We start from the raw sequence: 25,542 nt of genomic DNA on the forward strand, positions 1-25,542 counted from the left end.
GGGAAAAAGAAAATTCCTGCGATGCGCGGCAAACCGTCGTATGTGCTCTAAACGATGGGACTGGTAGAATCGCCGCCGGTTCATACGAGGTTCCTTCATGCACGATTCTCACAGCGAGCGCATGAGCGGCAGCGAAACCCGCGCGGCGGGCGGTCTGGCGCTGGTGTTCGCCTTCCGTATGCTTGGCATGTTCATGGTGTTGCCCGTCCTCGCCACTTACGGGATGGACCTGGCCGGCGCAAGCCCGGCGCTCATCGGTCTGGCGATCGGCGCTTACGGCCTGACGCAAGCGGTGTTGCAGATTCCGTTCGGCATCATCTCTGATCGCATCGGCCGTCGCCCGGTCATTTACCTGGGGCTGATCGTGTTCGCGCTCGGCAGCGTGCTGGCCGCCCAGTCCACCTCGATCTGGGGCGTGATCGCCGGTCGGGTTCTGCAAGGCGCGGGTGCCATCTCCGCTGCGGTCATGGCGTTGCTGTCCGATCTGACCCGCGAGCAGCACCGCACCAAAGCCATGGCGATGATCGGCATGACGATTGGCGTGTCGTTCGCCGTTGCGATGGTGGTCGGCCCCATTCTGACCAGTGCATTCGGATTGTCCGGGCTGTTTCTGGCGACCGGCGCCATGGCGCTGGTCGGCGTGGCAATCGTCGCCTTCGTCGTGCCCAAGTCCACGGTGACCCTGCAGCACCGTGAATCCGGTCTGGCGCGACAGGCATTGGGCACGACGCTTCGTCATCCCGACCTGTTGCGTCTGGACTTGGGTATCTTCGCGTTGCACGCCATGCTGATGTCCAGTTTCGTGGCATTGCCGCTGGCGTTGGTCGAAAAAGCCGGCCTGCCCAAAGAACAGCACTGGTGGGTGTATCTGACCGCGCTGCTGATTTCTTTCTTCGCGATGATCCCTTTCATCATCTACGGCGAAAAGAAGCGTCAGATGAAGCGCGTTTTACTCGGCGCCGTGCTGGTGCTGCTGCTCACTGAGCTATTCTTCTGGGAGTTCGGAGACACGCTGCGAGCGCTGGTCATCGGTACCGTGGTCTTTTTCACCGCATTCAATTTGCTCGAAGCGTCGCTGCCGTCGCTGATCAGCAAAGTGTCTCCAGCGGGCGGGAAGGGCACGGCGATGGGAATTTATTCCACCAGTCAGTTCCTGGGCTCGGCTGCGGGGGGCATTCTCGGTGGATGGCTTTTCCAGCACGGAGGACTGGATGTGGTGTTCCTCGGCGGCGCCGGGCTGGCCGCCATTTGGCTGGCGTTTGCTGTTACCATGCGCGAACCTCCCTACGTAACCAGCCTTCGCTTGCCGTTGTCGCCCGAGGCTCAACGCGACACAGACCTTGCCGATCGTGTGTTGGCCGTACGTGGAGTAACAGATGCAGTAGTGGTTGCCGACGAGGCTGCCATCTATATCAAATTTGACAAAGAACTGTTGGATCGGGCGTCTTTCGACGAAGTGGTCAATCCAGCGTCGGAAACGTGTGAAGCCTAGGAGAACGTTATGGCCCGTGGGGTTAACAAAGTCATATTGGTCGGCACATGCGGCCAGGATCCCGAAGTCCGCTACATGCCTAACGGTAATGCCGTGACCAACCTGAGTCTGGCAACAAGCGAGCAGTGGACCGACAAGCAAACCGGTCAGAAGGTCGAGAAGACCGAATGGCACCGTGTTTCGATGTTCGGCAAGGTTGCGGAAATCGCCGGCGAGTACCTGCGCAAGGGCTCGCAGGTCTACATCGAAGGCAAGCTGCAGACCCGCGAGTGGGAAAAAGACGGCATCAAGCGCTACACGACTGAAATCGTCGTCGACATGCAAGGCACCATGCAGTTGCTCGGTGGCCGTCCTCAAGGCGAAGGCGCTCCTCAGGGCCAGGGTGGCGGCGGTTATCAGAACTCCGCGCCGCGCCCGCAGCAGCAGGCACGCCCGCAGTCCGCTCCTCAGCCACAGCGTGAATCGCGTCCCGCGCCGCAACAAGCGCCACAGCCAGCGCCTGATTTCGACAGCTTCGATGACGACATCCCGTTCTAGTGTGGATAGAAGCTTTTAATGTAAGCCTTTAACCATGGTCCTTTAAATTTAAAGCTTTTGAATCAAAAAAATGCCCTCGAATTCTGTAAAAAAGTTCGAGGGTTTTTTTTGCGTGTAAGGAATGCTTCTGTAAAACCGGAAAAGTGGTTTTGACAATGTAGGGACACGCGCTAAACCAAATGTAAAGCACGAGGAGGCGCGTCATGCGATTCTGATCAAAAATCATCATGGGTTTCATTCGGGTGAATGAGGGGCTTTGCATCTGCGGGTTTAAAAGGACCAGCCATCGGGCGTGATCCTCGACTAACTCGCGAAAACAGACTTAACCCTTCTGGCTAAATTCGCTAAGTACTCGAATTTAAAACTATTTCTTATCCTAAAATCATTAAAAAAATGCTTCAAGGATACACCCTGCGCAATCAGCATTCTTATCTGGATCAACGGATTTACATTAACGTTGATTTAACTAAGTCGGTAAACTCATCAATATCTAGAGGGAGACTTAGATAGTACCCCTGCCCCTCATCGCACGAGACAGATTTAAGCAGATCGAGCTGCTCGGAAGTTTCAATGCCCTCTGCAGTAACGGTCAGCGCGAGGGCATGACCAATCCCTACCATCGCTTCAATTAGAGCCCTATGGTCTTCGTTCTCACTCATTTTGTTAAGGAAGCTACGGTCTATTTTCATTCCGTCAAAAGGAAATGTACGCAAGTGACTGAGCGAAGAGTATCCAATTCCGAAATCGTCCATGGATATGCGCACCCCAAGACACTTCAGCGCATGCATAACCTCGAGTACACCTTCGACATCCTCAAGCATTAAACTCTCTGTTATTTCCAATTCTAATCTATGTGGCTTAATTCCAGATTCCGCAAGTATTTTCCGGACCCGCCCAATCAAATTTCCTTGTTTAAACTCTGCTGGGGACAGATTGACTGAAACAAATAAATTATCAGGCCAGCATTTGGCGTGAAAACATGCAGTTTCAAGCACCCAGTCACTAATAGTCAGGATCATCCCTGCGTCTTCAGCAATTGGAATGAAAGCATCTGGGAGAATGAGACCTCGCTCCGGATGCAGCCACCGAACCAGTGCTTCGGCACCAACCATATTACCATCGACAATTCGTGATCGAGGTTGAAATTGAAGTTGCAATTCCCCGTTAGTGATTGCATTGCGCAAATCTATTTCTAACCGGCGGCGCTCAATAAGTTTAGCATTCATGTCACCCGCGTAGAACCGCCAGGTATTTCGGCCGTGTGCCTTGGCTTCGTAAAGTGCAATGTCTGCATACCGTAACAGTTCTGTTGCCTCGCGTGCATCATTGGGCGCCATTGCAATTCCGATACTGGCACTAATAAATACTTCCTGACCACTGATTTTTATAGGGCGTTCGATGGATTTGATCAACCGTTCGCAGAGAGATTCAACTTCGCCTTGGCAGGTGAGGTCGGTTAATATTAGAACGAATTCATCTCCGCCAATACGAGCGACAAGATCATCTTGGCGGACACACGCAGCGAGACGAATCGACACCTCATTAAGCACAGAGTCTCCCGCTGCATGCCCGAGCATGTCATTCACCGGTTCGAATCTATCAAGATCCAGACTTAACATTACAAGAGGTCTGTCATCCGTTGGAAACGCTTTTAACTTCCCGTCAAGGAATTCTTGGAGCCTTATGCGGTTAGGAAGACCTGTCATTGCATCGTGTTGGGAAAGAAACTCAATGCGTCGACGAGCTTCAACTTCCTCGGTGATGTCTGTGGCAGCACCACGGAACCCGCCGTTTGTCATCTCTCGAGCAGAAATTCGTGTGATTCGTATTTGGCCGGTCGCATCTATATAGCTACATTGAAGATGAAGATCGTGACGCCGACGAGGACTACAGAGTTTACTTGATAGCATTCCTGGTTCGGTAGTGCTGAGCAAACCATCAATAACTGCACCTAACCAAGCGTTCCTGTGAAGGCCAGTTACAATTTCAAATCGTTCAGACAGATATTTAAATCGCCATTCGGCGTCAATTTCCCACACCCAGTCGGAGCTTGCTTCTACCACGTCCCGAAACCGTTCTTCACTGGCTGCAAGCGCGACTTGCGCGTTTTGCAAAAATATATAACTGTCGTCTAACGCATGTGCAGCGGCTGTTGCTCGGCGCATGATGACCCACGTCATCAAAAAAATGAGTAAGGCCGAGATCCCCAGCAATGGCAGTCCAAGCTCCAATAAATTTCGGCCTGGTTTGGGAAGGTCCCATTGCAGGACACCTGCTTCACCGTTGTGACCTAATGGTAAGATGGACGCTTCATGGTGTGCGTCCGACGGAGCGACACGCAGCCCAGTGATATCATAATCCTCAGCCATTTTTCGGAGCTTGGCTTCATCAAGCACTACTACGGCCAAAAAAAGGGAGGGAGAACTGCTTCCGGTCGAACTTGAAGAGCGAGTTCTCGTTTGGCCTGTCGCCATTGCGGCGACCAATGCAGGTATCCCGTTAATATTAATGAATGCAGATGTCGGCGCGCTCGTTTTCGCCCCAGCACGCGCTTCATTTAAAAACGGCCCCAGTGAGTGGTTAGCCCAGCGCTCAGCTTGAACTGATGTAAGCTCTCCATTGACCGCGCTATAAATAGTTTGGTTCTGGCCGTTGAGTACAAACAAGCCTTGAACACCCAAAGTCCGGTGGAGTTCTAGTCCTATTTTTTCTAAAGAGTGACTCCAACCCATATCCTTCTCTGAGAGCTTGTACTCTAGAGGATCATTCAAAATTGCGTAGTCTTTGATGGAGCCAGTGAGGGCCGCCTCCAGCGATTTTAAGGCCTTTTCTACATGGAAGGCCCTGTCCTCCTGCTCCGAACGGTCAAGATCGCTCGCGATGTAGACCAGCAAATAGCATGCCAATAAAAAGACGCATGCCAGTAACCCCACGAATTTGAATAGTGAGGCGCGGGTCATTGCCAGGATCACTCGACTGGACGGGGAGGTGACAATCGGCGGGGAAATATTCAACTCAAATCCTTGCAGCGCGCTTGCGCGGAATTTTTGTATACGTATCTATCGGCTCAAACGTACAAAATTTTAGATGTCGTCTTAAGCGCTGAACCAAAAATTTACTTTCTCACAGCTTTAGCAAATCGGGACACACATCAAACAACGTATGCCTAGGCTTCGCGAAGAATCAGACGGGGGCGGTGGCATCTCGGCAACTGGGTCAATTTGGCGTTGGCGCCAATTTTTAGCCTTGCTGCAACAGAGACGACACCCTTCGGTCGCCGGACGTTTTGGGGCTGTTTTACCATTCCGTTTACAAAAGGTTTATCAACCCGATGTTGTGCACTGATTAGTGTCGGTGAACCCACGATGCTTCACAAAATCTCCGGCCCAGCTTTACACCTCGATCTGAAAGGGCATGGCGAACGGGACGCCGAGCGTTTTGCTTTACAAAATAAAATAACTGTTATCGGCGTGCTTTAATATAAATCCAATAAAGTCAGTTACTTATGTGTTGCTTGTCAGTACTCCCCTTCTAAGCAGCGCGTATCCAAACGCGATAACGCTGTAAACAAAAGCCCCCGCACAGCTCAGCTGTCGGGGGCTTTGTTTTGGGTCGCGTTCGAGGATTACAGACCCAGATCCGACAACCCGGGATGATCGTCAGGACGGCGGCCCAGCGGCCAGTGAAACTTGCGATCCGCTTCTTTGATCGGCATGTCATTGATGCAGGCGAAGCGTCGCGCCATCAAGCCGTCTTCATTGAATTCCCAATTCTCGTTGCCGTACGAGCGGAACCAGTTGCCTGAGTCATCATGCCATTCGTAGGCGTAACGGACCGCGATGCGGTTATCGGTGAACGCCCAGATTTCTTTGATCAGGCGGTAGTCGAGCTCCTTGTTCCACTTGCGGATCAGGAAATTTTTTGCTTCTTCACGATTCTCGGCGAAATCGGCGCGGTTGCGCCATTTGGTGTCGAGCGTGTAGGCCAGCGAGACCTTTTCAGCGTCCCGGCTGTTCCAGCCATCCTCAGCCAGGCGAACCTTTTCGATGGCGGATTCTCGGGTGAAAGGGGGAAGTGGCGGGCGAGTCTGGGCATTGGACGACATAGGGACCTCCAGGCGGTGATGGTTCGGCGGTGGGTGGGACGTTTGTAGCTAGGAAATGGAACGCGAGCGTTGTTCAAGCATCAACTGCGCAACAGCCTTGGCGCTTTCTGCAGCGCTGTAGTCACCCATGACGCGGGCGACGGTGATCGCGCCTTCCATAAGGATGAGTAACTGTTTGGCCAAAGCTTGCGGATCGGCAATACCGAGCTGCTCGCAGAGCTCAAGCGTGTAGTCCAGCAGCTTCTGTTTGTGCAGCTTGGCGATCAGACGGATGGGGTCCTGTGGGTCGCCGACTTCTCCTGCCGTATTGATAAATGCGCAGCCGCGAAAGCCTTCGGACTCGAACCAGCCTTTGAGCACGTCAAACATATTCAGAATGCGCGCCTCAGGGGTGTCGGCCTTGTTTGATTCAGTCCGGAACCAGTCCATCCAGCGCACGTCACGGGCGTTGAGTGCAGCCGCGGCCACGTCATCTTTGGTGGCGAAGTAGCGATAGATGCTTTTCCTCGCGACGCCCGACGTCTTCACCAAAAGATCCATGCCGGTGGCCTGAATGCCGTTCTGGTAAATGAGCTGCTCGGCAGTCGCGAGGATTTTCTCGCGAGTGTTGGTCGTTGATGTATTCATGACGCAAAAGGTAGAACGTACGTTCTCCCACGTCAAGCCGCCCATTCAAAAATAGGCTCAACGCACCTGGTCGGACTCGGGCAGCGCACGCTTCAAATCGCCTGCGCTGGGTGAAGCCTTGGCCAGCGTAACGGGGATGGATTTAGCCGCAGGCACCTTGCTGCGTTCAGCGTGGTGCCACAGCGGAACGAGTGGGTTGCACTCGGGGTAGTACGCCGCGCAGCAGTTTTCGGGGATGTCGTAGGCGATGATCTGCAAAGGCCCTACCGAACGCGTGACCTGCGGCTCGATAGCCGTAGTGACGTTGACCCAGTCTCCCGGTTTGAAGCCCAGTCGCAGGACATCGTTGCGGTTCATGAAGATGACTGCGCGGGTGCCGCTGACGCCACGGAAGCGATCTTCGTAGCCGTAGATCGTGGTGTTGAACTGGTCATTGCTGCGCAGCGTCATGAGTTGCAAAACGTCGCGGCGAGTGTGGTTCGGGTACACGTCATCGTCTTCTTCCAGCAGCTCGGGCGTGATGAAGATTGCGCGGCCGCTCTCGGTTTTCCATTCACGCTTCGCTGCGGCAATGGGGCGATGAAAACCGCCGGTTTCCCACATGCGGGTTTCCATGTCGTGAAAAATTTCGGGGTAGACCTGAGCGATGCCCTGACGAATCAGCGCGTAATCGCGGCGCCGCGCGTCCCAATCGATTCGAGTGGCACCGGGTAATGTTGCCTCGGCGATACCTGCGAGAATTGCGACCTCGGCACGGGCGTGGGCGCTGGCCGGTTCGCTATTACCCTGCCAGGCCCGCACGCAGCCGGTGCTGTCTTCAGTGGTATAAACCTGCTCGACGCCGTTTTGTACATCCTTTTCGATGCGCCCCAGGCAGGGCAGTATCCATGCGTTTTTCCCCGGAACCAGATGAGTGCGGTTCAGCTTGGTGGCGATCTGAACGTTCAGCTCCAATGTATTCCAAGCCGGCTCCATGCGGGACGTATCCGGGATCGCCCGCAGAAAATTCCCGCCGAGCCCGATGAACCCGCGCACGCTCCCGTCGAGAAGCCCCTCGCACGTCTCAACGGTATTCAAGCCTTTTTTCGAGGGGACCGTGAAACCGTACAGTTCCTCAATCTTATCCACAGGAATCTTTTTCGGGTCTTCGGTAATGCCAACCGTGCGCTGCCCCTGCACATTGGAGTGACCTCGCACCGGGCAGATGCCGGCACCGCGCTTGCCGATGTTGCCGCGCAGCAGGAGCAGATTCACCAACATCTGCACGTTGGTCACGCCGCGCCGGTGTTGGGTGATGCCCATGCCGTAAACCAGCATCACGCGCTCGTGTCTGGCGTACACCGTCGCCACTGCCTCCAGCGCGCTGCGGCTGAGTCCTGCCTGACGCTCGATGGTGTCCCACGGTGTTTCGAGTACGGAGTTGCAGAACTCAGCGAATCCTTCGGTGTGTTGGGCAATGAACGCCTGATCGATGATCCCGGGCTGACCCTTGGCCAGCGCCGCCTCGTCCATCTCGAACAGCGACTTGGCGATGCCCATGACAACGGCCGTGTCGCCACCGATCGCCAATTGGTGGTATTGCGTGCTGATGACGGTCGAGTTCGGCCCCAGCATCTCCACGGGAGACTGCGGATTGACGAAGCGTTCGAGACCGCGCTCGCGAATAGGGTTGAACGTAATGATCGGCACGTCACGTTGCCGGGCTTCACGCAGTTGATGCAGCATCCGCGGGCTGTTACTGCCCACGTTCTGGCCGAAAAACAGGATGCAGTCGGTGTGCTCAAAGTCATCCAGCGTCACCGTTCCTACCGGTACGCCGATACTTTCCTGCAAGCCGACCGACGTGCTCTCGTGGCACATGTTCGAGCTGTCGGGCAAATTATTGGTGCCATAGGCGCGGGCGAGGAGCTGGTACATGAACGACGTTTCCAGCGAGGCCCGGCCCGACGCATAAAAAACCACGCTGTCGGGCGACATGCTTTTCAGCTGCGCGCCAATGTCACGGTAGGCTTCCTCCCACGTGGTTTCCTGGTAGCGATCGGTCGCAGCGTTGTACCGCATGGGATGCGTGAGGCGGCCCTGCTGCTCTAAGTCGTAATCGGGCCACTGGCGCAACTCGGTGAGCGTATGACGGGCGAAAAAGGCCGGATCGGTCTTCCGCGACGTCAGCTCCCAGGCCGTGGCCTTCGCGCCGTTTTCGCAGAACTCCAGGCTGTGGGGTTTGCCGGGCTTGGCCCACGCGCAGCTGACGCAGGCGAATCCGCCCGGCTTGTTTTGCTTGATCAGCGGCAGCCCCGCTCGAATCGGCGCCTGCTCGCGCCAGAGGATCTCCATCACCGACTTCGCCGAGCCCCAACCGCCGGCGGCAGAGGTGTAGGGGCGGAAATGGGCTTTGGGATGGATGAGCGTCATGAAGGTGATCCTCGGCGGAGCGGGCGCACTGGAGACAGTCGCCCTCGTAAAGGCTACGACGAAGCGGCTCGGTAAAGGTTCGTTACATTTCTCGGTGAGAGGACCGTCAACGGCCAACATGACGATTGTGTGTCGGAGCGAACTTGCCGGATGAAATCCGATCAGTTTCAGAGGGCCGTTTTTTCCACGGTCTCTGACTGAAGGAGTGACTCCCGTTGTGCCGAATTTCAAACCCTTTCTGTTGCTATGCCTGCTGTTAAGCGTTTGCAGCGTCAATGTTCAAGCCGCCGACGCCCCCGCCGCAACGACTGCTCCTGCTGCTGCACCTGCCGACCCGGCGCCGGAGGATCCTGCCAAAGCGGAGATTCTGGTCAAAGGCGGATTGCTCGGCGCCATCAGTTCCAGCATCGACAGCGTGCAGGACAAACTCGACGTTGATGGTCACTTGCTCGACTCGTGGCGACTACGGGCAGACCGCGCCGCCGACGAGATCGACGCGCTGGTCAACAAACCACAGTCGCGATCAGCCTGGCGGATCGCCGGCGATTTCGTGATGCTGTCCCTGGTGTGGGCGGGGGCGTTCCTGCTGCTCAATCGCATCGGCGCGTTTCTCGTCACACGGTTATCACGGCATCGGTTATTGATTCGCCGCGATCGCGTGGTCGGGGTGCTGGGCTATGTGCTGCCGTACATGGTGCCGGCGCTCATCTGCCTGCCGCTGACGCTGTACGTCAGTCACTTCATGCCGACGTCGGTGGGGCGCGCGCTGGCGCTGTGTCTGGCTTACTCGACCAGCAGCGGGATTTTCTCCACATCGGTGCTGTTGTCACTGATCGTGCTGTTTAATTCGGGCCACAAACGGCCGGCGGTGCGCATCATTCGTCACTACGCGCCGCACCCCTTGTTCATCATCGGCTTCCTCGCGGCGTTGAGCGACGCGTTGACCAGCCCGCAGATTGCCAGGCTGTTCGGCGGCAACGTGACCACCAGCGTCGCCGCGTTCACCGGGCTGATGGCGTCGGTCATGTTTGGCATGGTGGTCATCCGCATGCGCCGGCCGATCGCGCACCTGATCCGCAACCGTTCCCTGGGCGCCCGGTTGGCGCGGCCAGCGGTGCAACAGACGCTGAAGATCTTCTCCAGCCTGTGGCACTTGCCGATCCTGCTGATGATTCTGGTCTCGGCAGTGAATCTGATCGGCGCCGGCGAAGGCAGCCAGGAAGCCTTGCGTTGCGCGTTGCTGACGACGGTCCTGCTGATTGGTGCGGTGTTTCTCAGCACCTTGTTCCAGCACATGTTCAAACCCACCGAGGCGCGGACCGACAGTGTTTACAAGGAGCGTTTGCTGAGCTTGCTACACGCGGTCATGCGAATTGCGCTTGCAATCGGTTTCATCGAGTTGTTGGGCCGGATCTGGGGTTTCTCGCTGTTTGAATTTGCCCAACGCAATGCGCTGGGCAAAGTGATCAGCGACTCCCTCAGTAGCATCGGTCTGATTCTGCTGGTGACCTGGCTGCTGTGGGTGGTCATGGACACAGCCATTCAGGAAGCCCTGAAGCCTCCGGCCAATGGACGTTCCGCGCGTCAGCCGAGCACGCGGGTGAAGACCATCCTGCCGCTGTTGCGTAACGCGATGAAGATCATCCTCGTGGTGATCTGCACCATCACGACGATGGCCAACCTGGGCATCAACGTCGCGCCATTGCTGGCCGGTGCCGGGGTTGTCGGTCTGGCGATCGGTTTCGGCTCGCAGCAGTTGGTGCAAGACGTCATTACCGGGCTGTTCATCATCATCGAGGACACCATCTCCATCGGCGACTGGGTGGTGCTGGATTCAGGCCATGCCGGCACAGTCGAGAGCCTGACGATCCGCACCCTGCGTCTGCGCGACGGCAAGGGCTTCGTGCATTCGGTGCCGTTTGGGCAGATCAAGGCGGTCACCAACCAGTCGCGGCAATTCGCTTACGCGTTCTTCTCGTTCCAGTTCACCTACGACACGGACGTGGACGCGGCGACCTCGCTGATTCGTGAAGCGGGCCAGTCGATCAGCGACGACTTGCTGCTGGCGAGCAAGCTGCAGGGTCCGTTGGAAGTATTCGGACTGGACCGCATGGACATGAACGGCATTGTCATCACGGCGCAGTTCCGTACCTCGTCGGGTGGGCAGTACGCGGTGAGTCGTGCATTCAACGATCGGCTCAAGCGGCTTGTGGATAAGTCGCCTGACGTGCGATTCGCGCAAACTTATCCACAACTGGTGATGAGCCCGCACAATCGTCAGGCACCTGAGGGGGAAGAGGGCACAGAGCAACAAGCGCTGCCGGGCAAGACCTCGGTGGTGAACAAGGATTGGTCCGAAAGCCCGGTTTGAGATCGGGCCACAGCCGAGTCGAGCGTGGTAACACGCCCCACTCGGTTGCGCTTACCTGAACAACCGATCCCGCACCTGCAACATCAGCGCCTCATCCACCTCGCCCCAATACTGCGGCTTGCCGGCGATGATGGCGGCAATGGGGATGCCGTCGCGGTAAACCAGTTTGTTGCCCACAATCGCCGGGACTTTCGCGCTGGGAAGCAGCGTCCCGGCGAGGTTGAGCGGGTCAACCCCGCTGACGGCAATCAGGCTGCCGTCCAGTGGGCGCTTGCGGACGTCGCGCAGCAAGGGAATCGCTTCCGGTAAGGCAAATTGTTCACCGGCCAGGCCTGCAACAAAGCGCCCGCCCCGAATCTCTCCGCGTGCTTCAAGCCGATGGAACGTGCGCAGCAGCTCCCGCCACGTCGGCAGCCAGTCTGCCTCGCGCTCCAGCAGGCGCCAGAACACCACGCCGTATCGGCGCAGCAACGTCATGGCGACATGCTCCAGCGTGTCGCCGTCGATCCTTTGCGACACGCCTTCTTCCTTCGCCGGCGCGCGACGCAACAACGCCCAGCGCCCGGCATCGTCCATGCCGCCAATGAACGCGCCGCGATTGCGTCGGCTGGTGTGGCTGGCGCGCTTGCTCGCCGGAGTGATCAGCGCCCGCAGCCCGGCAAAACTGTCGGCATTGACCAGCCCGGCGCCGACCAATTCCTGCAGCGCCGTTTCCAGCTCGGCCCGCAGCAGGTGCGCTTCACCGGTCAGCTCGTCGAAAAACATCGCGCCCTGGCTCGACAACACCTCATGAACCTTCTGCGCGCGCAGGGATAATTCGGTCGGCGCCGGCTGTTCGGTCAGCCCGGTCCACAGGCGAACCTGCGGTCGCGGCAGCAGCACAATCGGCGTACTGCGCAACGCAGCGCTGCCAACCTTGTTGCGACTGGTCAGGCGCATCCACACCACCTTGCCGGACCGACACAGATCATCCAGCCAGATCGATGAATAGTCCTTCAAGCGTGCCGGAAGCAGATCACTGTCCCACGCGCCTGCGGCTGACGAGAATCCCTCCAGTTGCGCGACGACTTCCGGCAGCGCGGCTTTGCCCTGACTCTGGGTCGTGGCGGACAGATGCTGCCAATCGAACAGGAATCGGGTGAAGTCCTGCAGCGACACCGGCTCGATTTCCCGGCGCAGGCGTTTGACCGTGTAACGGTGGATGCGCGACAGCAGATGCCGCTCGCACCATTCTTCCCCGCGGGCGTCAGGGCTGAACTGGCCGCGCAGCACGTAGCCTTCGTTCTCCAACTGCGCCAGCGCCTGAGCGATCTCGTTCTGTGTCAGCGCCAGCGGCTCGGCAATGGCGGTAACCGTGAGCGGGCCGAAGCCGCCAAGCCGCGCACGCACGATTTCCACGCGCGCTTCGTCCTCACTCCACGCCCCGTCGAACCCGGCCAATGCCGCCAACGGCGGGTGCATTTCGGCGGCGGGATAGATCGCCTGCAAACAGGTCAGCCGCTCCAGGGGAATCCACAACGCCTGCTCCGGCGTGACCTGCAGGCGTGTGCCACGGCCGGAGCGGGCCAGGCTTTCCAGCCATTTCATCCAGTCGGTGTGCTCGCGGGCCTCAACGCCGGTGATGCATCCCAGGCTCATCAGCGCCTCGTGCATCTCATCGACGTTTTGCGGCTGCGGCCAGGCTTCATCGGCCACCGCTTTGATCGCATCGACATCCAGCGCGCCGAGATCGTCGGTGGATTCCGGGTCGCTCCAGCGCCGATTGAGCACCGCCTGGGTGCGACGTTCTTCCAGCGGCGCGTTATCGAGAAACGCATACGGCTTGGCGTTGAGGATTTCCGCCGCCAGCGGCGAGGGCGCGGGCAGATCGCGACTCACCAGACGCACTTCGCCGTTTTCCATACGCCGCAGCAGTTTCAGCCAGCCTTCGGCGTCCATGGCTTCGTGCAGGCAGTCGTCCAGGGTCTGCTCGATCAGCGGATGCTCCGGTACATCCCGCTCGCCCACCAGATTTTCCAGGCAGGCGATCTGGTCCGGAAACACCGTGGCGATCAAGTCATCGCTCTTGATCCGCTGCAGCTGCGGCGCCACTTTTCGCCCGCCGGTGTAACGCGGCAGGGCCAGCGCCACGCCGGCGTTCCAGCGCCAGCGCACGCCGAACAGCGGCGCATCCAGCACCGCCTGAATCAGTAAATGCTCGGCGGTGGCGGAGTTGAGATAGCGCCAGACTTCGTCCAGCGCAAAACTGTGCGCCGTGGACAGCGACAGCACGATGGCGTCCTCGCTGGCGGCGGCTTGCAGCTCGAAGTTGAAGGTGCGGCAGAAGCGCTTGCGCAGTGCCAGGCCCCACGCACGATTGACCCGGCTGCCGAACGGCGAATGAATCACCAGTTGCGTGCCGCCGGACTGATCGAAAAAACGCTCGATGACCAGCGTGTCCTGGGACGGCAGCGCGCCCAGGGCCGAGTGCGCGCGAGCGAGGTATTCAATGATCTGCTCGGCGCTGGCGAGGTCCAGGCCCAGGCTTTTCATCAGCCAGTCGGTGCAGGCCTGAAGATTGCCGGGGTGGGCGCTGAGCTGCTCGTCGATGTCGGCCTGCAAACGGGCGACGGCGAAAGACAGTTCATCGCTGCGCCCCGGCGCCTCACCCATCCAGAACGGAATGTTTGGCGGCATGCCGTGGGCGTCCTCGACTCGCACTCGCCCGGACTCGATCCGCAGAATCCGGTAGGACGTGTTGCCCAGCTGGAAGATGTCACCCGCGGCGCTCTCCACGGCGAAGTCTTCGTTGACGGTGCCGATGTTCAGCGCCTGAGGTTCGAGGACCACGCTGTAATCGGCGTTGTCGGGGATCGTGCCGCCGCTGGTGACCGCCGTGAGTTTACTGCCGCGCCGGCCACGCAACGTGCGGGTCACCGCGTCGCGATGCAGATACGCAGCACGCACGCCCTGCCCGCCGCTGTAACCCTCGGCGAGCATGGTTAAGAGTGCTTGATAATGGCTTTCGTCGACATCGGCGTACGGCGACGCCTTGCGGAACAGCGCCAGCAGGTCCTGCTCCTGCCATTCCTGACAACTCACCTCAGCGATAATCTGCTGCGCCAGGACATCCAGCGGCGCCTTGGGAATGACCAGCGTGTCGAGCTCGCCGCGACGTACACAATCCAGCAGCGCCGCGCACTCGATCAGATCATCCCGAGACACAGCAAACAGCCGTCCCTTGGGCGTGCCGCCTACGTGGTGACCGGAACGGCCGACGCGCTGCAAAAAGGAAGCGATGGAGCGGGGCGAGCTGATCTGGCAGACCAGATCGACGTCGCCGATATCTATCCCCAGTTCCAGCGAAGCGGTGGCGATCAGCACTTGCAGGTCACCGCGCTTGAGACGCTGTTCGGCGTCGAGCCTTTGCTCTTTAGCCATGCTGCCGTGGTGCGCGGCGACCGCCTCTTTGCCCAGTCGCTCGCTCAGATGCCGCGCCATGCGCTCGGCCAGCCGCCGCGTGTTGACGAAGATGAGGGTGGTGCGATGTTCACGGGCCAGCGCTGCAAGCCGGTCGTAGACCAGTTGCCAGACGTCACTGGACATCACGGCGCTCAAGGCAACCGGCGGCACTTCGATAGCCAGATCTCGAGGGCGGGCGTGGCCGATGTCGATGATGGCGCAGGGACGGCTGACCGGATCGCTGCCGACCAGAAAGCGCGATACCCGCTCGATGGGTTTTTGCGTCGCCGACAGGCCGATACGCAGAAGCGGCTTCGCACACAGCGCCTGCAAACGCTCCAGAGTCAGGGCCAGATGACTGCCGCGCTTACCCGCAGCGATGGCGTGAATTTCATCGACGATGACGGTCTGCGTGCTAGACAACATGCGCCGGCCGGAGTCGGATCCCAGCAGCACGTAAAGCGATTCCGGCGTCGTGACCAAAATGTTCGGCGCGGTTTTGCGCATGGCGGTGCGTTCTTTCTGCGGCGTGTCACCGGTGCGCACGGCGGTGGTGATGCGCAGGCCGGGCAGACCTTGCTGGATCAGTTGATCGGTGATGCCCGCCAGCGGGTTTTGTAGATTGATCTGGATGTCGTTGGACAGCGCTTTCAGCGGCGAGACATACACCACAAACGTCTCATTCGGCAGCTCGCCGCCCCTCTCCAGCCCTTGATGCACCAAATCATCAATGACCGCCAGAAACGCCGTCAGGGTTTTCCCGGAGCCGGTGGGCGCGGCGATCAACGTGGACTCGCGGCGTTTGATCAGCGGCCACGCCTGCGCCTGGGCCGCGGTAATGGCCGGGAACGTCGAGCGAAACCACGCGCTGACCGCCGGATGAAAGGCGTCGAGCACCGGGTCGGGCGTCTGGGGAAGGTTCATCCGCAATTAATGCGGTCGCAGTGAAGCAGATGCAAGGGGCAGGTACTCGAGGGGAAGACACAAGGGCGAGCGATCGGCGACGCGTTTCAGGGCACCCGCACGCGCGCATGCCCGCCGTTGTTGGGACTTGCCCAATGACGTGTTATGTTTGCGGACGTTTTTCACCTATTTTTAATCGACCTGAAGACTGAGCCTGCTGACTCTATGCGAATGCGCCTTATGCTGTTGGGCGGCGGGAATGCCCTTGGGCAGGCGTTGATTCGTCTAGGTGCCGAGGAGAACATTGGTTTCCTCGCACCGCGTCCACCCCTAGAAGGTTGGGATGCGGCAAGCCTGACGCAACTGCTCGATGACACCCGCCCGGATGCCTTGATCAATCTCGCTTACTACTTCGACTGGTTTCAGGCGGAGCGGGTAAGTGCTGACAAGCTGGATAATCAGGAACGCTCCGTCGAGCGTCTCGCTGAACTGTGCCAGCACCACAATATCGTCCTCGTTCAACCGTCCAGCTACCGCGTGTTCGACGGTTCGCGGGCCACGGCTTACAGCGAAAAAGACGAGCCCGTGCCGCTGGGTTCCCGTGGTCAGGCCTTATGGCGCATCGAGCAAAGCGTGCGTGCAACCTGCCCGCAGCATGTGTTGCTGCGTTTCGGCTGGCTGCTGGACGACAGCGCCGAAGGCGTGCTTGGCCGCTTTCTCAGCCGCGCCGAGTCCCCCGGTGAATTGCCGCTGGCAGACGATCGTCGTGGCAATCCGACCCCGGTCGACGATGCCGCGAGGGTCATCATTTCAGTGCTCAAGCAACTGGATTGCGCCGCACCGCTGTGGGGCACTTATCACTACGCCGGGCACGAAGCGACTACGCCACTGGCATTCGGCCAGGCCGTGTTGACCGAAGCCCGTCTGCTTCGCCCGCTGGCGATCGAGACGCCGACTGCGCAGGCCCACGCCGCACGTCCGGACGCCAGCGAAGAGCCGCAGAACGCCGTGCTCGCCTGCAAGAAAATCCTCCACACTTTCGGTATCAAACCACGCGCCTGGCGTGCCGGCTTGCCCAACCTACTGGACCGCTATTACCGCCATGTCTGATGCTCCTGTCCTCATCACCGGCGGCGCCGGTTTCATCGGTTCGCACCTGACCGACGCGCTGCTCGCCAAGGGCTATGCGGTGCGCATTCTCGACGACCTGTCCACCGGCAAGCGCAGTAACCTGCCGCTGGACAACCCGCGCGTCGAGTTGATCGAAGGTGATGTGGCCGATGCCGCGCTGGTGGCGCGGGCGGCGGTGGGTTGTCAGGCCGTTGCGCATCTGGCTGCCGTCGCGTCGGTGCAGGCCTCGGTGGATGATCCGGTGAAGACCCATCAGAGCAATTTCATCGGCACGCTGAATGTCTGCGAAGCGATGCGTCAGGCCGGTATCAAACGCGTTGTGTTTGCCTCTAGCGCTGCGATTTACGGCAACAACGGCGAAGGGGAGGCCATTACCGAAGACACGCCGAAAGCACCGCTGACCCCCTACGCGTCGGACAAACTTGCCGGTGAGCACTACTTCGATTTCTATCGCCGCCAGCATGGTTTCGAGCCTGTCGTGTTCCGCTTCTTCAACATCTTCGGCCCGCGACAGGATCCTTCTTCGCCGTACTCGGGCGTGATCAGCATCTTCGCGGAGCGTGCGCTAAATGGCCTGCCGATTGCGGTCTTCGGCGACGGCGAGCAGACGCGGGATTTCTTCTACGTTGAGGACCTGGTTGACCTCGTGGTGCAGGGCATCGAGATGCCGACGGTGGCAGAGGGCGCAGTCAATGTCGGCCTGAACGCGACGACTTCGCTGAACCAGCTGCTGGGCGCCCTTGCCGAGGTGGTCGGGAATCTGCCGCCGGTGAGCTACCTGCCGGCGCGCTCGGGTGACATCAAGCATTCACGGGCGAGCAATCAGCGTCTGCTTGAGCGCTTCAAAGTGCCCGAGCCGACGCCGCTGAAAGTCGGGCTGGCGCGGCTGATGGGGCGCTGAAATCCACGCAGCAAAAAGGCACCGATGAGGTGCCTTTTTTGTGCCTGCTCGTTCGGGCGCAAGCGCTTAGAACGTGTAACCCACACCGACCATGTACACCCACGGATCGACGTCCACGTTCACTTTGGTTCGGCCGACGCCCAGCGCCGACGGGCCGTCCAGCGTGGCTTGGGTGTCGATGTCTACGTACCAGACGGCGGCGTTGACCATGATCGTGTCCGTCAGCATGTAGTCCGCGCCGATCTGACCGGCCCAGCCCCAGGAGTTCTTGATGTGCAGGTTGTTCATGCCCTGGCCTTTGCGTTCGCTGCTCAGGTTTTCATCGTAGAACCAGGTGTAATTCACCCCGAGACCGGCGTATGGCTGAAATTTCGACGTCGCGTCCATCGGGTAGTACTGCAGCGACAGGGTCGGCGGCAGTTGTTTCACGTCCGCCAGCTTGCCATCCAGCCCCGGGCCCAGGCCTTTGACCGCGACGGTGTGCTGGAAGGGCGTGGCCGCCAGCAGTTCGAGGCCGACGTGATCGGTGAGCAGGTAGGCGAAGGTCAGGCCCAGTTGCGTGTCGCTGGTCAACGTCGCTTTGGTGCCCGGGACCTTGGCCCCGTCGAGCTTCAGGTTTCCGCTCTCTTCGTTGGGCGCTGTCGTGGCAGAACCGGCGCGAACGATAAAATCACCGGCCTGGTGGGCGTGAGCAGCGAAGGGAACACCGAGTGCAAGCGCGAGCAGGGGCGCGCTGAGCAGGGACTTGTGCATGGGGGCTCCGTAAGGGCATAAAAAAGAGATGCCGTATGTTACGAAGCGTCCAGGTCGCGGTTTTTGACCTGGCTCAATGAAACCTTGATTAGGGTGTGCCTGTTAGCGACAACTCACTGCTCATCCGGCATTTCGTACACCAGAATCTTGTCCGCTTCCATCTGGTAACCCGCGTCGGCCAATTCGCTGGTCGAGGATTTGACCTGCATCGGGCCTTCGATCCAGTAGGGTTGGTACAGCTCGTCCACCTTGACGCCCAACTCGCTGGTCACGTGGACGATCTGATTCGGCGGCGGCGGTGGCACGTGAATGCAGGCGCCGAAGTACGGCACCAGCAAAAACTCCGTCACCCGGCCTTCCTCGCTGACTTCCAGCGGCACGATATACCCCGGCAGCCGCACTCGCTCGCCGTCCAGCGACTTGACCACGGGTGCATGGGGGGCCAGTTGATGCGCGGCGGGCGCAGACTCGACTGAGAGGGTGTCCGCCATGCTCGACAGGTTATGAATCGGCGCGGTGATCAGCTTCACTGGCGGCGCGTCAGGCGGGATCATTTCCTGCCACGTCAGCACCCGCAGGTCCTGGGCCCACAACGGCGTCGCGACAAGCATTAAAAGCATCCAACCCATCCGCATCACAACGACCTCATAAGCGAATCGACAATCCGTCTGCCAGCGACTGGCGATAGGCACGCCACGCGGGAACGGTGCCCATCAACACTGCAGCGCCGAGAATCCCCGCCAGCAGCGTCCACTCGTACGTGCTGGGCAGTGACAGCGGCAGGTACAAACCGTAATTGGCCTGCACGTAACCCTGCGCGGAGGCGATGCCGATGTAAAGCAGCGCCAGCCCGCAGACCGAGCCCCCCAGCGCCAGCGCAAACGCTTCCAGCACCAGCAGGCTTGCGATATGCCAAGGGCGTGCCCCCACCGAACGCAGAATCGCCATCTCCCGACGCCGCTCGTTCAGGCTGGTGAGAATCGCCGTGAGCATGCCGATCAACCCGGTCAAGACGACGAACAACGAAATCACGAACAGCGCTTTTTCAGCCGTGCCCATCAGGCTCCATAGCTCCTGCAACGCCACCCCCGGCAGAATCGCCAGCATCGGCTCGCCCCGGAACTCGTTGATGTCGCGCTGCACGGCGAAGGTCGCGATCTTGCTGTTCAGCCCGAGCATGAAGGCGGTGATGGCGGTGGGCGTGAGGTCCATGTTGCGTGCCTGATCGGCGCTGATACGCCCGGCCCCTTGTGCCGGCACACCGTTGTGCCAGTCGATGTGAATCGCCTCCATGCCGCCGAGGCTGATATGCAGCGTGCGGTCAACCGGCGTGCCGGTGCGTTTGAGAATGCCGACGACGGTGAACGGCTTGTCGTCATGCTTGACCAGACTCACCGTCGCGACGCCGTGGGCCAGCACCAGTTTGTCGCCGAGCTTGTAATGCAGCGCTTGCGCCACTTCCGCGCCGAGCACCACTTCAAACGGGTCGGTGGCGAATGCCCGGCCGTCTGCCAGCTCCAGAGGCTGCTGACGACCGTACTGGTAGTGCTCGAAATACGATTCGTTGGTGCCCATCACCCGATAGCCGCGATGGCTGTCACCCAGGGAAATCGGGATCGCCCACTTCACCTGCTTGCTGTTGGCGAAGTGCTCGAAGCTGTCCCAGCGAATGTTGTTGGTGGCGTTACCGATGCGAAACACTGAGTAAAGCAGCAGATTGACCGACCCCGAGCGCGCGCCGACGATCAGGTCCGTCCCGCTGATGGTGCTGGCAAAACTGGCGCGTGCTTCCGTGCGCACACGTTCGACCGCCAACAGCAGGCAAACGGAAAGGGCGATGGCGAACGCAGTGAGGAAGGCAGTGAAGCGGCGGTTGGCGAGGCTGGCCAGCGCCAGACGAAGAAGGTACATCTCAAACCTCTGCGGCGACGGCGGCGCGATTGAGTTCGCCCAGCGACAGGTTGCGGTCGAACAGCGGCGCCAGGCTCTGGTCGTGGCTGACGAACAACAGGCTGGCACCGGCCTCGCGGCATTCGGCGAACAGCAGCTGAATGAACGCTTCGCGGGCGTCGGCATCCAGCGCCGACGTGGGTTCGTCGGCGATGACCAGCTCCGGCTGGCCGATCAGGGCGCGGGCGGCAGCGACGCGTTGCTGCTGACCGATGGACAGCGAGTCGGCGCGGCGGCTAAGCATTTCAGGGTCTTTCAAGCCCAAGTGAGCGAGCAGGGTTTCAGCCGCTTTATCGACGCTGCCGTGGCGCTGCGTCGCCCGCTGGGTGCGTAATTTGGAAAAGCGGCACGGCAGCTCGACATTCTCGCGCACCGACAAAAACGGCAGCAGGTTGAACTGCTGGAAAATGTAGCCCGTGTGATCGACACGAAACCGGTCCCGCGCCCCGGCCGAGAGCTGCGTGAGCTCCTGACCGAGCAGGCGAACTCTGCCGCGACTCGGGCGCTGCACACCGCCCAGCAGACCCAGCAACGTGGTTTTGCCGCTACCGCTGGGGCCTTTGAGGAACAGGGTTTCGCCGGCATCGAGGTGAAACGCCGGAATGTCCAGCAGCTGCGGATGCCCCGGCCAGCTGAAGCCGAGTTCGGACAATTCAATGAGAGCTTGAGTCATGACCACACGCGCGTCTGAAAAATGATCGACCGGGAAGCCCGGTCGCTGATGGAACGTTGCTGGTTAAAACTTGACCACCGGGTTGCTCGGACGCACTTCAGCGCCCATTTGGCGTTTCGGTGTCACCAGTTGCACCTGGATGGTCTGGGTGGCCGGGAAGCTTTTGAACAGTTGGGTGAGGTCGAGCTCGTTGAGCACGTTCGGCGCGCTGCAGGTGAACTGGTAGTGGCCGTGAATTTCGCTGTGCTCGTGTTCAGCCGCGTCGCCATCTGCGTGGTCGTGATCGTCGTCATCCTTGTCGCCGAACAGCGTGCTTTCCACCCGCTGTTTGGTGGCGGTGCATCCGGCCGCTTCCGGAAGACTGAACAGGGCGTGGGGCTTGAGCAGGGTCTCCTTGGCCAAGGCCAGGGTCATCTTGTCTGCGGCGGTCGTCGCCGGATGCTCGAAGCCGACGATGTTCATCGCCGGCGTGTCGAGTTCCAGTTCCAGCGTGCGACCGTCCAGCGCCATATCCAGCCGCGCGACACCGTGCACATGCGCGCCGAGACTGCCGTGCTCATGATCGTGGTCATGTTCATCGGCCGCGTGGGCGACGGCGAGGGGTAGCAACGTGAAGGGCAGGGCGAGCAGCAAACGACGCATGGGGGAAGCTCCGGAGGCGAGTCTGAAATTTGTTATGTGATCTTATAACAATGTGTTGCGCGGTTTCTTAACTTTTTCAAGCGGCCTTGTAGGGGCGTGGCGAACGCGGTGTGTCAGTCAACAAAGATGCTGAATGCGCCGACGTGTTCGCGGGCAAGCGCGCTCCTACAGGTCTTGTGCACGACGCCGATCATACGTTCGACGCCACCCCTTGTTGGAGCGCGCTTGCCCGCGAATGCGATTTCAGGGGCAACGCTCCTACAGTATTGCGGGGTGTCAGGGATCGCGTGCAGGTCGCCAATTCCTGTGGGACCATGCTGGTCCGCCCCATCAGAGGACACACCCCATGCTGCGAATCCGTGGAACCGTCGGCGATCTGCCGGTGGATCTGACTGTGGAAATGGACGACGCCGACTGGGCTCGGCTGGGCATTCAGCTGGGCACGCAGGTTCAGGAACCCGCTGAACCGAGTCATACGTCCGTCAAGCCTGCGGCCAGTCGCAACGATGCTGTCTGGGACATCGCTCAAGAGCTGTTGCGCAAGGCAGGTCACCTGAACGGGCCAGATCTGCTCGGTCAACTGGAAGGTCTGTCGGGCAGCACCGCTGCGGGCAAACGCCTTATGGTGCGGATGCGCCACAGCGCTAACGTGAAAGTGGAAAGCCAGGGCGACACGCCGGTGTATCACTGGGTTGACTGATACACACGGTCTGTAGGACTGGCTTTAGCCGGGAAGGCTAGTAGAGCGCCGCAAACAACCGACGACGATAGGTAGTAACCAGCGGGTGATCATTGCCCAGCAAGTCGAACACCTGCAGCAGCGTTTTGTGCGGCTGGCCTTCGTTGTAGCTGCGGTTGCGGATGAACAGCTTGAGCAGTCCCTCCAGCGCGGCTTCGTATTGCTGACGGGACAATTGCTGGATCGCCAACTGGTGCGCGGCTTCATCGTCCTGCGGGTTCTGGGCCAGGCGCGATTTCAACTCGGCGACGTCAGGCAACGCGGCGGCTTCAGCCAGAAACGTCAATTGCGCTTTGGCCCCGGCAAGCGCGGCTCTGTGCTCATCGCTCTTAACCGCCTCCAGCACCGTGCGGGCTTCGGTCAGTTCGCCGCGTTCGGCCAGGCAGCGCGCATACAGAATCAGCGCGGCGGCGTTGGTGTTGTCCTCGGCAAGGATGGTCTGCAGAACCGCTTCGGCTTCCGCGAAATGGCTCTCGGCGAACATCGCCTGCGCGGTTTTCAGCGGGTCGGCGGCGGCCGGAGGCGGCATCTGCACATGGGGCTCAAGCAGTGCGCGGATTTGCGATTCAGGCTGGGCGCCGGAGAATCCATCCACCGGCTGACCGTCCTTGAACAGCACCACGGTGGGCAGGCTGCGAATGCCGAAGCGCGCCACGATGTCCTGTTCAGCGTCGCAATCGACCTTGGCCAGCAGCAGTTCGCCCTGATAACTCTCAGCAATCTGTTGCAGCAGCGGCATCAGCACCTTGCACGGCGCACACCACTCGGCCCAGAAATCCACCAGCACGGGTTTGTGAAAGGAATTCTCGATGACCATCTGATCGAAAGTGGCGGTGGTCGCATCGAAGATGTACGGCGTGTCCTGGCTCATCGCTGGTCTCGAAAAAAGGCTTGATGGCGCGAACTATAAAGGGCTGGGGGGATTGTCGGAAGCGCCACAACACATGTGCATTTTGGCAACGACCTGTGGGAGCGTGGCTTGTCCCGCGATCGGCGACGAAGTCGTCGTAAAACCGGCTGACTCGATAAGTCTGACGCACCGTGTTGGGTGGGTTGCTGCCGCTGCGCGTCAGATCGCGGGACAAGCCACGCTCCTACAGGTCAGGTCAGGTCAGGTCAGGCCTGTCGCTGCGCATGATAAAGACTCACCCTGCGAAACTCCCACGGCTCGGCCAGATCCGGCAGCGTCAGCGCCTCAAGAATTCCCAGCCGCGTATACATAGGATGCTGAAAGTCCCGCACCCGGGAATCGGCCACCAACGCTTGTTTTCCACGACTGAGAAACTGATCCAACAGCGGCAGGTTGGCGCGGTCGTACAACACGTCCGCCACCACGATCAGATCGAAACGATCCTCCTCGGCGAAGAAGTCGCCTGAATACTGAAGCGTCACGCTGTTCAGCTCGGCGTTGGCTCGGCAGGCCTGGATCGCCAGCGGATCGAGATCACAGGCGACGACTTCAAGCGCCCCGGCTTTCATCGCCGCAATGCCTGCGACACCCGAGCCCGCGCCGAAATCCAGCACCCGCTTGCCCGCGACCCACTGCGGCTGCTCGGCGAGAAAACGCGCCAGCGCCAGGCCACTGGCCCAGCAAAAACTCCAGTAGGGCGGGTCTTCGAGAATGCGCCGGGTTTCCTCGGGGCTGAACGCGCGATCCATATTGTTCGCGTCGATCAGCCACAACTTCAGGTCCGTGCCCGGCAGCGCTTCGGCAACCAGTTGCGCATCGCCCAGCAGTTCGCTCAATGCGGCTTGCAGATGAAGCGGGGCGGTCACGGCGCGGGAGCGAATTGCAGCTGGCCCAGCGCCTGAGTGGTGGGCTGGGTGATCAGCACGGACGGCAGATGCAGAATCAACTGACCCGACTTGCTGGCGCGGCCGCGCAATTCGACACGCGCACCCACCGGGAAAGCTTCCGGATTGAAGCGCAACTGAAACGGCAGCGACTGGTTGTTGCCGATCAACTTGGTGCTGGTCAGCAGCTTTTGCGGGCGATTACGATCGTCGATCACCAGCAGCGCCAGCTCGACCTCTGCGCCGGCCGGCACGCCCAGCAACTGGCCGCTCAATTCGCGCTGGAACGGCTGCAACGGGCCTTGCCCTTCCGGCAGCGTGATGGCGTTGGGCGCAGGTTTGGCGGGTGCCGCAGGTTTCGGCGCCTCGGCCGTGCTGCAGGCAGCGAGCAGGCCCACAAGGCTGATTACAGCAAGCGTACGTAGCGTCATGAACAGCTCCAGACAAAGCAGAATGCGGGCGAGATATGCACGGGATGGCGCAGTATCGCTGAGTGCAGCGTGTTTCACCGCACTGAATGCGCGTCTATATACCTCAAAGCCTTGGACTTGTCTTGCCGGCGAGATGCGCTACCATGGCCCTCCCTTTTTTTGTTGCCTGCCACCATGCACTGTCCCTTTTGCGGTGCCAACGACACCAAAGTCATTGACTCGCGCCTCGTTGCTGAAGGCGATCAGGTTCGCCGCCGCCGTGAATGCGTCGCCTGCGAAGAACGCTTCACCACATTCGAAACCGCTGAACTGGTTCTGCCCCGGCTGATCAAGCAGGACGGCAGCCGTCAGCCCTTCGACGAAGAGAAGCTGCGCGCCGGCATGCAGCGCGCGCTGGAAAAGCGCCCGGTTAGTGTCGAGCGTCTCGAAGCGGCCCTGGCCCACATCAAAAGCAAACTGCGCGCGACCGGCGAGCGCGAGGTCAAATCGCTGATCGTCGGCGAGCTGGTGATGGGCGAATTGCAAAAACTCGACGAAGTGGCCTACATCCGCTTTGCTTCTGTTTATCGGCGGTTTCAAGACCTCAACGAATTCCGCGAAGAAATCGACCGACTGGCCCGCGAGCCGGTTAAAGAGTGAG

Annotated in this window: 20 protein-coding genes; 7 read left to right on the forward strand and 13 right to left on the reverse strand. The window is 59.9% G+C overall.

Features of this window, described 5'->3' with window-relative positions; genetic code table 11:
* The first annotated feature begins 97 nt into the window (after window positions 1-97).
* Complete coding sequence (locus L4G42_RS24050; RefSeq protein WP_237254175.1) at window positions 98-1,492, forward strand: MFS transporter; 1,395 nt, start codon at window positions 98-100, stop codon at window positions 1,490-1,492.
* A 9-nt stretch (window positions 1,493-1,501) separates the two neighbouring features.
* Complete coding sequence (locus L4G42_RS24055) at window positions 1,502-2,029, forward strand: single-stranded DNA-binding protein (protein ID WP_237254176.1); 528 nt, start codon at window positions 1,502-1,504, stop codon at window positions 2,027-2,029.
* Window positions 2,030-2,475: 446 nt separating this feature from the next.
* Here the strand turns inward: L4G42_RS24055 and L4G42_RS24060 are convergent, their stop codons facing one another.
* The 4 genes from L4G42_RS24060 to L4G42_RS24075 form a co-directional block, all read right to left on the reverse strand.
* Entirely contained in the window at window positions 2,476-4,989 is a 2,514-nt protein-coding gene (locus tag L4G42_RS24060) for a bifunctional diguanylate cyclase/phosphodiesterase (protein WP_237259842.1), read from the reverse strand.
* A 665-nt stretch (window positions 4,990-5,654) separates the two neighbouring features.
* Window positions 5,655-6,134, reverse strand: coding sequence for a nuclear transport factor 2 family protein (locus L4G42_RS24065; RefSeq protein ID WP_237254177.1), 480 nt, complete (start codon window positions 6,132-6,134; stop codon window positions 5,655-5,657).
* A gap of 48 nt (window positions 6,135-6,182) precedes the next feature.
* Window positions 6,183-6,761, reverse strand: a complete 579-nt coding sequence (locus tag L4G42_RS24070) for a TetR/AcrR family transcriptional regulator (RefSeq protein ID WP_237254178.1) — start codon at window positions 6,759-6,761, stop codon at window positions 6,183-6,185.
* A 57-nt stretch (window positions 6,762-6,818) separates the two neighbouring features.
* Window positions 6,819-9,173 (reverse strand): FdhF/YdeP family oxidoreductase, encoded by a 2,355-nt coding sequence (locus L4G42_RS24075; RefSeq protein ID WP_237254179.1) that lies wholly within the window; start codon window positions 9,171-9,173, stop codon window positions 6,819-6,821.
* 217 nt (window positions 9,174-9,390) lie between these two features.
* Here L4G42_RS24075 and L4G42_RS24080 point away from each other — a divergent pair, with 217 nt between their 5' ends.
* Complete coding sequence (locus L4G42_RS24080; RefSeq protein ID WP_419789405.1) at window positions 9,391-11,544, forward strand: mechanosensitive ion channel family protein; 2,154 nt, start codon at window positions 9,391-9,393, stop codon at window positions 11,542-11,544.
* Between the two features lie 51 nt (window positions 11,545-11,595).
* On the opposite strand, the gene L4G42_RS24085 is transcribed toward L4G42_RS24080, so the two are convergent.
* Window positions 11,596-15,909 carry a DEAD/DEAH box helicase gene (locus L4G42_RS24085; protein ID WP_237254180.1) on the reverse strand — a complete coding sequence of 1,438 codons (4,314 nt, stop codon included), beginning with the start codon at window positions 15,907-15,909 and terminating at the stop codon, window positions 11,596-11,598.
* Window positions 15,910-16,113: 204 nt separating this feature from the next.
* Between L4G42_RS24085 and L4G42_RS24090 the strand changes: the two genes are divergently transcribed.
* Both L4G42_RS24090 and L4G42_RS24095 read left to right on the forward strand, forming a co-directional pair.
* Window positions 16,114-16,998, forward strand: a complete 885-nt coding sequence (locus tag L4G42_RS24090) for a sugar nucleotide-binding protein (RefSeq protein ID WP_237254181.1) — start codon at window positions 16,114-16,116, stop codon at window positions 16,996-16,998.
* Complete coding sequence (locus tag L4G42_RS24095; protein WP_237254182.1) at window positions 16,991-17,920, forward strand: NAD-dependent epimerase/dehydratase family protein; 930 nt, start codon at window positions 16,991-16,993, stop codon at window positions 17,918-17,920. The genes L4G42_RS24090 and L4G42_RS24095 overlap by 8 nt, the downstream gene beginning before the upstream one ends.
* A gap of 66 nt (window positions 17,921-17,986) precedes the next feature.
* Here L4G42_RS24095 and L4G42_RS24100 read toward each other — a convergent pair whose 3' ends face one another.
* The 5 genes from L4G42_RS24100 to L4G42_RS24120 all read right to left on the reverse strand — a co-directional run bounded on the left by L4G42_RS24100 (window position 17,987) and on the right by L4G42_RS24120 (window position 21,938).
* Window positions 17,987-18,673 (reverse strand): OmpW/AlkL family protein, encoded by a 687-nt coding sequence (locus L4G42_RS24100; RefSeq protein ID WP_237254183.1) that lies wholly within the window; start codon window positions 18,671-18,673, stop codon window positions 17,987-17,989.
* Window positions 18,674-18,786: 113 nt separating this feature from the next.
* Window positions 18,787-19,302 carry a DUF3299 domain-containing protein gene (locus L4G42_RS24105; RefSeq protein ID WP_237254184.1) on the reverse strand — a complete coding sequence of 172 codons (516 nt, stop codon included), beginning with the start codon at window positions 19,300-19,302 and terminating at the stop codon, window positions 18,787-18,789.
* 16 nt (window positions 19,303-19,318) lie between these two features.
* A complete protein-coding gene (locus L4G42_RS24110; protein ID WP_237254185.1) occupies window positions 19,319-20,584 on the reverse strand; it encodes an ABC transporter permease in 1,266 nt (421 codons plus the stop codon).
* 1 nt (window position 20,585) lies between these two features.
* Window positions 20,586-21,296: an ABC transporter ATP-binding protein gene (locus L4G42_RS24115; RefSeq protein WP_237254186.1), complete on the reverse strand. Its 711-nt coding sequence runs from the start codon at window positions 21,294-21,296 to the stop codon at window positions 20,586-20,588.
* Window positions 21,297-21,359: 63 nt separating this feature from the next.
* Window positions 21,360-21,938, reverse strand: coding sequence for a DUF2796 domain-containing protein (locus tag L4G42_RS24120; protein ID WP_237259811.1), 579 nt, complete (start codon window positions 21,936-21,938; stop codon window positions 21,360-21,362).
* A 346-nt stretch (window positions 21,939-22,284) separates the two neighbouring features.
* Here L4G42_RS24120 and L4G42_RS24125 point away from each other — a divergent pair, with 346 nt between their 5' ends.
* Complete coding sequence (locus L4G42_RS24125; RefSeq protein WP_237254188.1) at window positions 22,285-22,638, forward strand: hypothetical protein; 354 nt, start codon at window positions 22,285-22,287, stop codon at window positions 22,636-22,638.
* Window positions 22,639-22,675: 37 nt separating this feature from the next.
* Here L4G42_RS24125 and trxA read toward each other — a convergent pair whose 3' ends face one another.
* From trxA to L4G42_RS24140, 3 genes are all read right to left on the reverse strand, one after another.
* On the reverse strand, window positions 22,676-23,548 hold the full coding sequence (gene trxA, locus L4G42_RS24130) for a thioredoxin (RefSeq protein ID WP_237254189.1): 873 nt from the start codon (window positions 23,546-23,548) through the stop codon (window positions 22,676-22,678).
* Window positions 23,549-23,793: 245 nt separating this feature from the next.
* A complete protein-coding gene (locus L4G42_RS24135; RefSeq protein ID WP_237254190.1) occupies window positions 23,794-24,453 on the reverse strand; it encodes a class I SAM-dependent methyltransferase in 660 nt (219 codons plus the stop codon).
* On the reverse strand, window positions 24,450-24,902 hold the full coding sequence (locus L4G42_RS24140) for a hypothetical protein (RefSeq protein ID WP_237254191.1): 453 nt from the start codon (window positions 24,900-24,902) through the stop codon (window positions 24,450-24,452). The genes L4G42_RS24135 and L4G42_RS24140 overlap by 4 nt, the downstream gene beginning before the upstream one ends.
* A 174-nt stretch (window positions 24,903-25,076) precedes the next feature.
* Between L4G42_RS24140 and nrdR the strand changes: the two genes are divergently transcribed.
* On the forward strand, window positions 25,077-25,541 hold the full coding sequence (gene nrdR, locus L4G42_RS24145) for a transcriptional regulator NrdR (RefSeq protein WP_065988433.1): 465 nt from the start codon (window positions 25,077-25,079) through the stop codon (window positions 25,539-25,541).
* The last annotated feature ends 1 nt before the right edge of the window (window position 25,542 follow it).

This window comes from Pseudomonas petrae (genome assembly GCF_021728295.1).
GTDB lineage: Bacteria > Pseudomonadota > Gammaproteobacteria > Pseudomonadales > Pseudomonadaceae > Aquipseudomonas > Aquipseudomonas petrae.

Coding starts and splice junctions, on each gene's coding strand:
- L4G42_RS24070 (WP_237254178.1), bottom strand. CDS start 6,761: ATGAATACATCAACGACCAACACTCGCGAGAAAATCCTCGCGACTGCC.
- L4G42_RS24095 (WP_237254182.1), top strand. CDS start 16,991: ATGTCTGATGCTCCTGTCCTCATCACCGGCGGCGCCGGTTTCATCGGT.
- L4G42_RS24110 (WP_237254185.1), bottom strand. CDS start 20,584: ATGTACCTTCTTCGTCTGGCGCTGGCCAGCCTCGCCAACCGCCGCTTC.
- L4G42_RS24060 (WP_237259842.1), bottom strand. CDS start 4,989: ATGACCCGCGCCTCACTATTCAAATTCGTGGGGTTACTGGCATGCGTC.
- trxA (WP_237254189.1), bottom strand. CDS start 23,548: ATGAGCCAGGACACGCCGTACATCTTCGATGCGACCACCGCCACTTTC.
- L4G42_RS24100 (WP_237254183.1), bottom strand. CDS start 18,673: ATGCACAAGTCCCTGCTCAGCGCGCCCCTGCTCGCGCTTGCACTCGGT.
- L4G42_RS24115 (WP_237254186.1), bottom strand. CDS start 21,296: ATGACTCAAGCTCTCATTGAATTGTCCGAACTCGGCTTCAGCTGGCCG.
- L4G42_RS24120 (WP_237259811.1), bottom strand. CDS start 21,938: ATGCGTCGTTTGCTGCTCGCCCTGCCCTTCACGTTGCTACCCCTCGCC.
- L4G42_RS24065 (WP_237254177.1), bottom strand. CDS start 6,134: ATGTCGTCCAATGCCCAGACTCGCCCGCCACTTCCCCCTTTCACCCGA.
- L4G42_RS24050 (WP_237254175.1), top strand. CDS start 98: ATGCACGATTCTCACAGCGAGCGCATGAGCGGCAGCGAAACCCGCGCG.
- L4G42_RS24075 (WP_237254179.1), bottom strand. CDS start 9,173: ATGACGCTCATCCATCCCAAAGCCCATTTCCGCCCCTACACCTCTGCC.
- nrdR (WP_065988433.1), top strand. CDS start 25,077: ATGCACTGTCCCTTTTGCGGTGCCAACGACACCAAAGTCATTGACTCG.
- L4G42_RS24125 (WP_237254188.1), top strand. CDS start 22,285: ATGCTGCGAATCCGTGGAACCGTCGGCGATCTGCCGGTGGATCTGACT.
- L4G42_RS24085 (WP_237254180.1), bottom strand. CDS start 15,909: ATGAACCTTCCCCAGACGCCCGACCCGGTGCTCGACGCCTTTCATCCG.
- L4G42_RS24055 (WP_237254176.1), top strand. CDS start 1,502: ATGGCCCGTGGGGTTAACAAAGTCATATTGGTCGGCACATGCGGCCAG.
- L4G42_RS24090 (WP_237254181.1), top strand. CDS start 16,114: ATGCGAATGCGCCTTATGCTGTTGGGCGGCGGGAATGCCCTTGGGCAG.
- L4G42_RS24105 (WP_237254184.1), bottom strand. CDS start 19,302: ATGGGTTGGATGCTTTTAATGCTTGTCGCGACGCCGTTGTGGGCCCAG.
- L4G42_RS24140 (WP_237254191.1), bottom strand. CDS start 24,902: ATGACGCTACGTACGCTTGCTGTAATCAGCCTTGTGGGCCTGCTCGCT.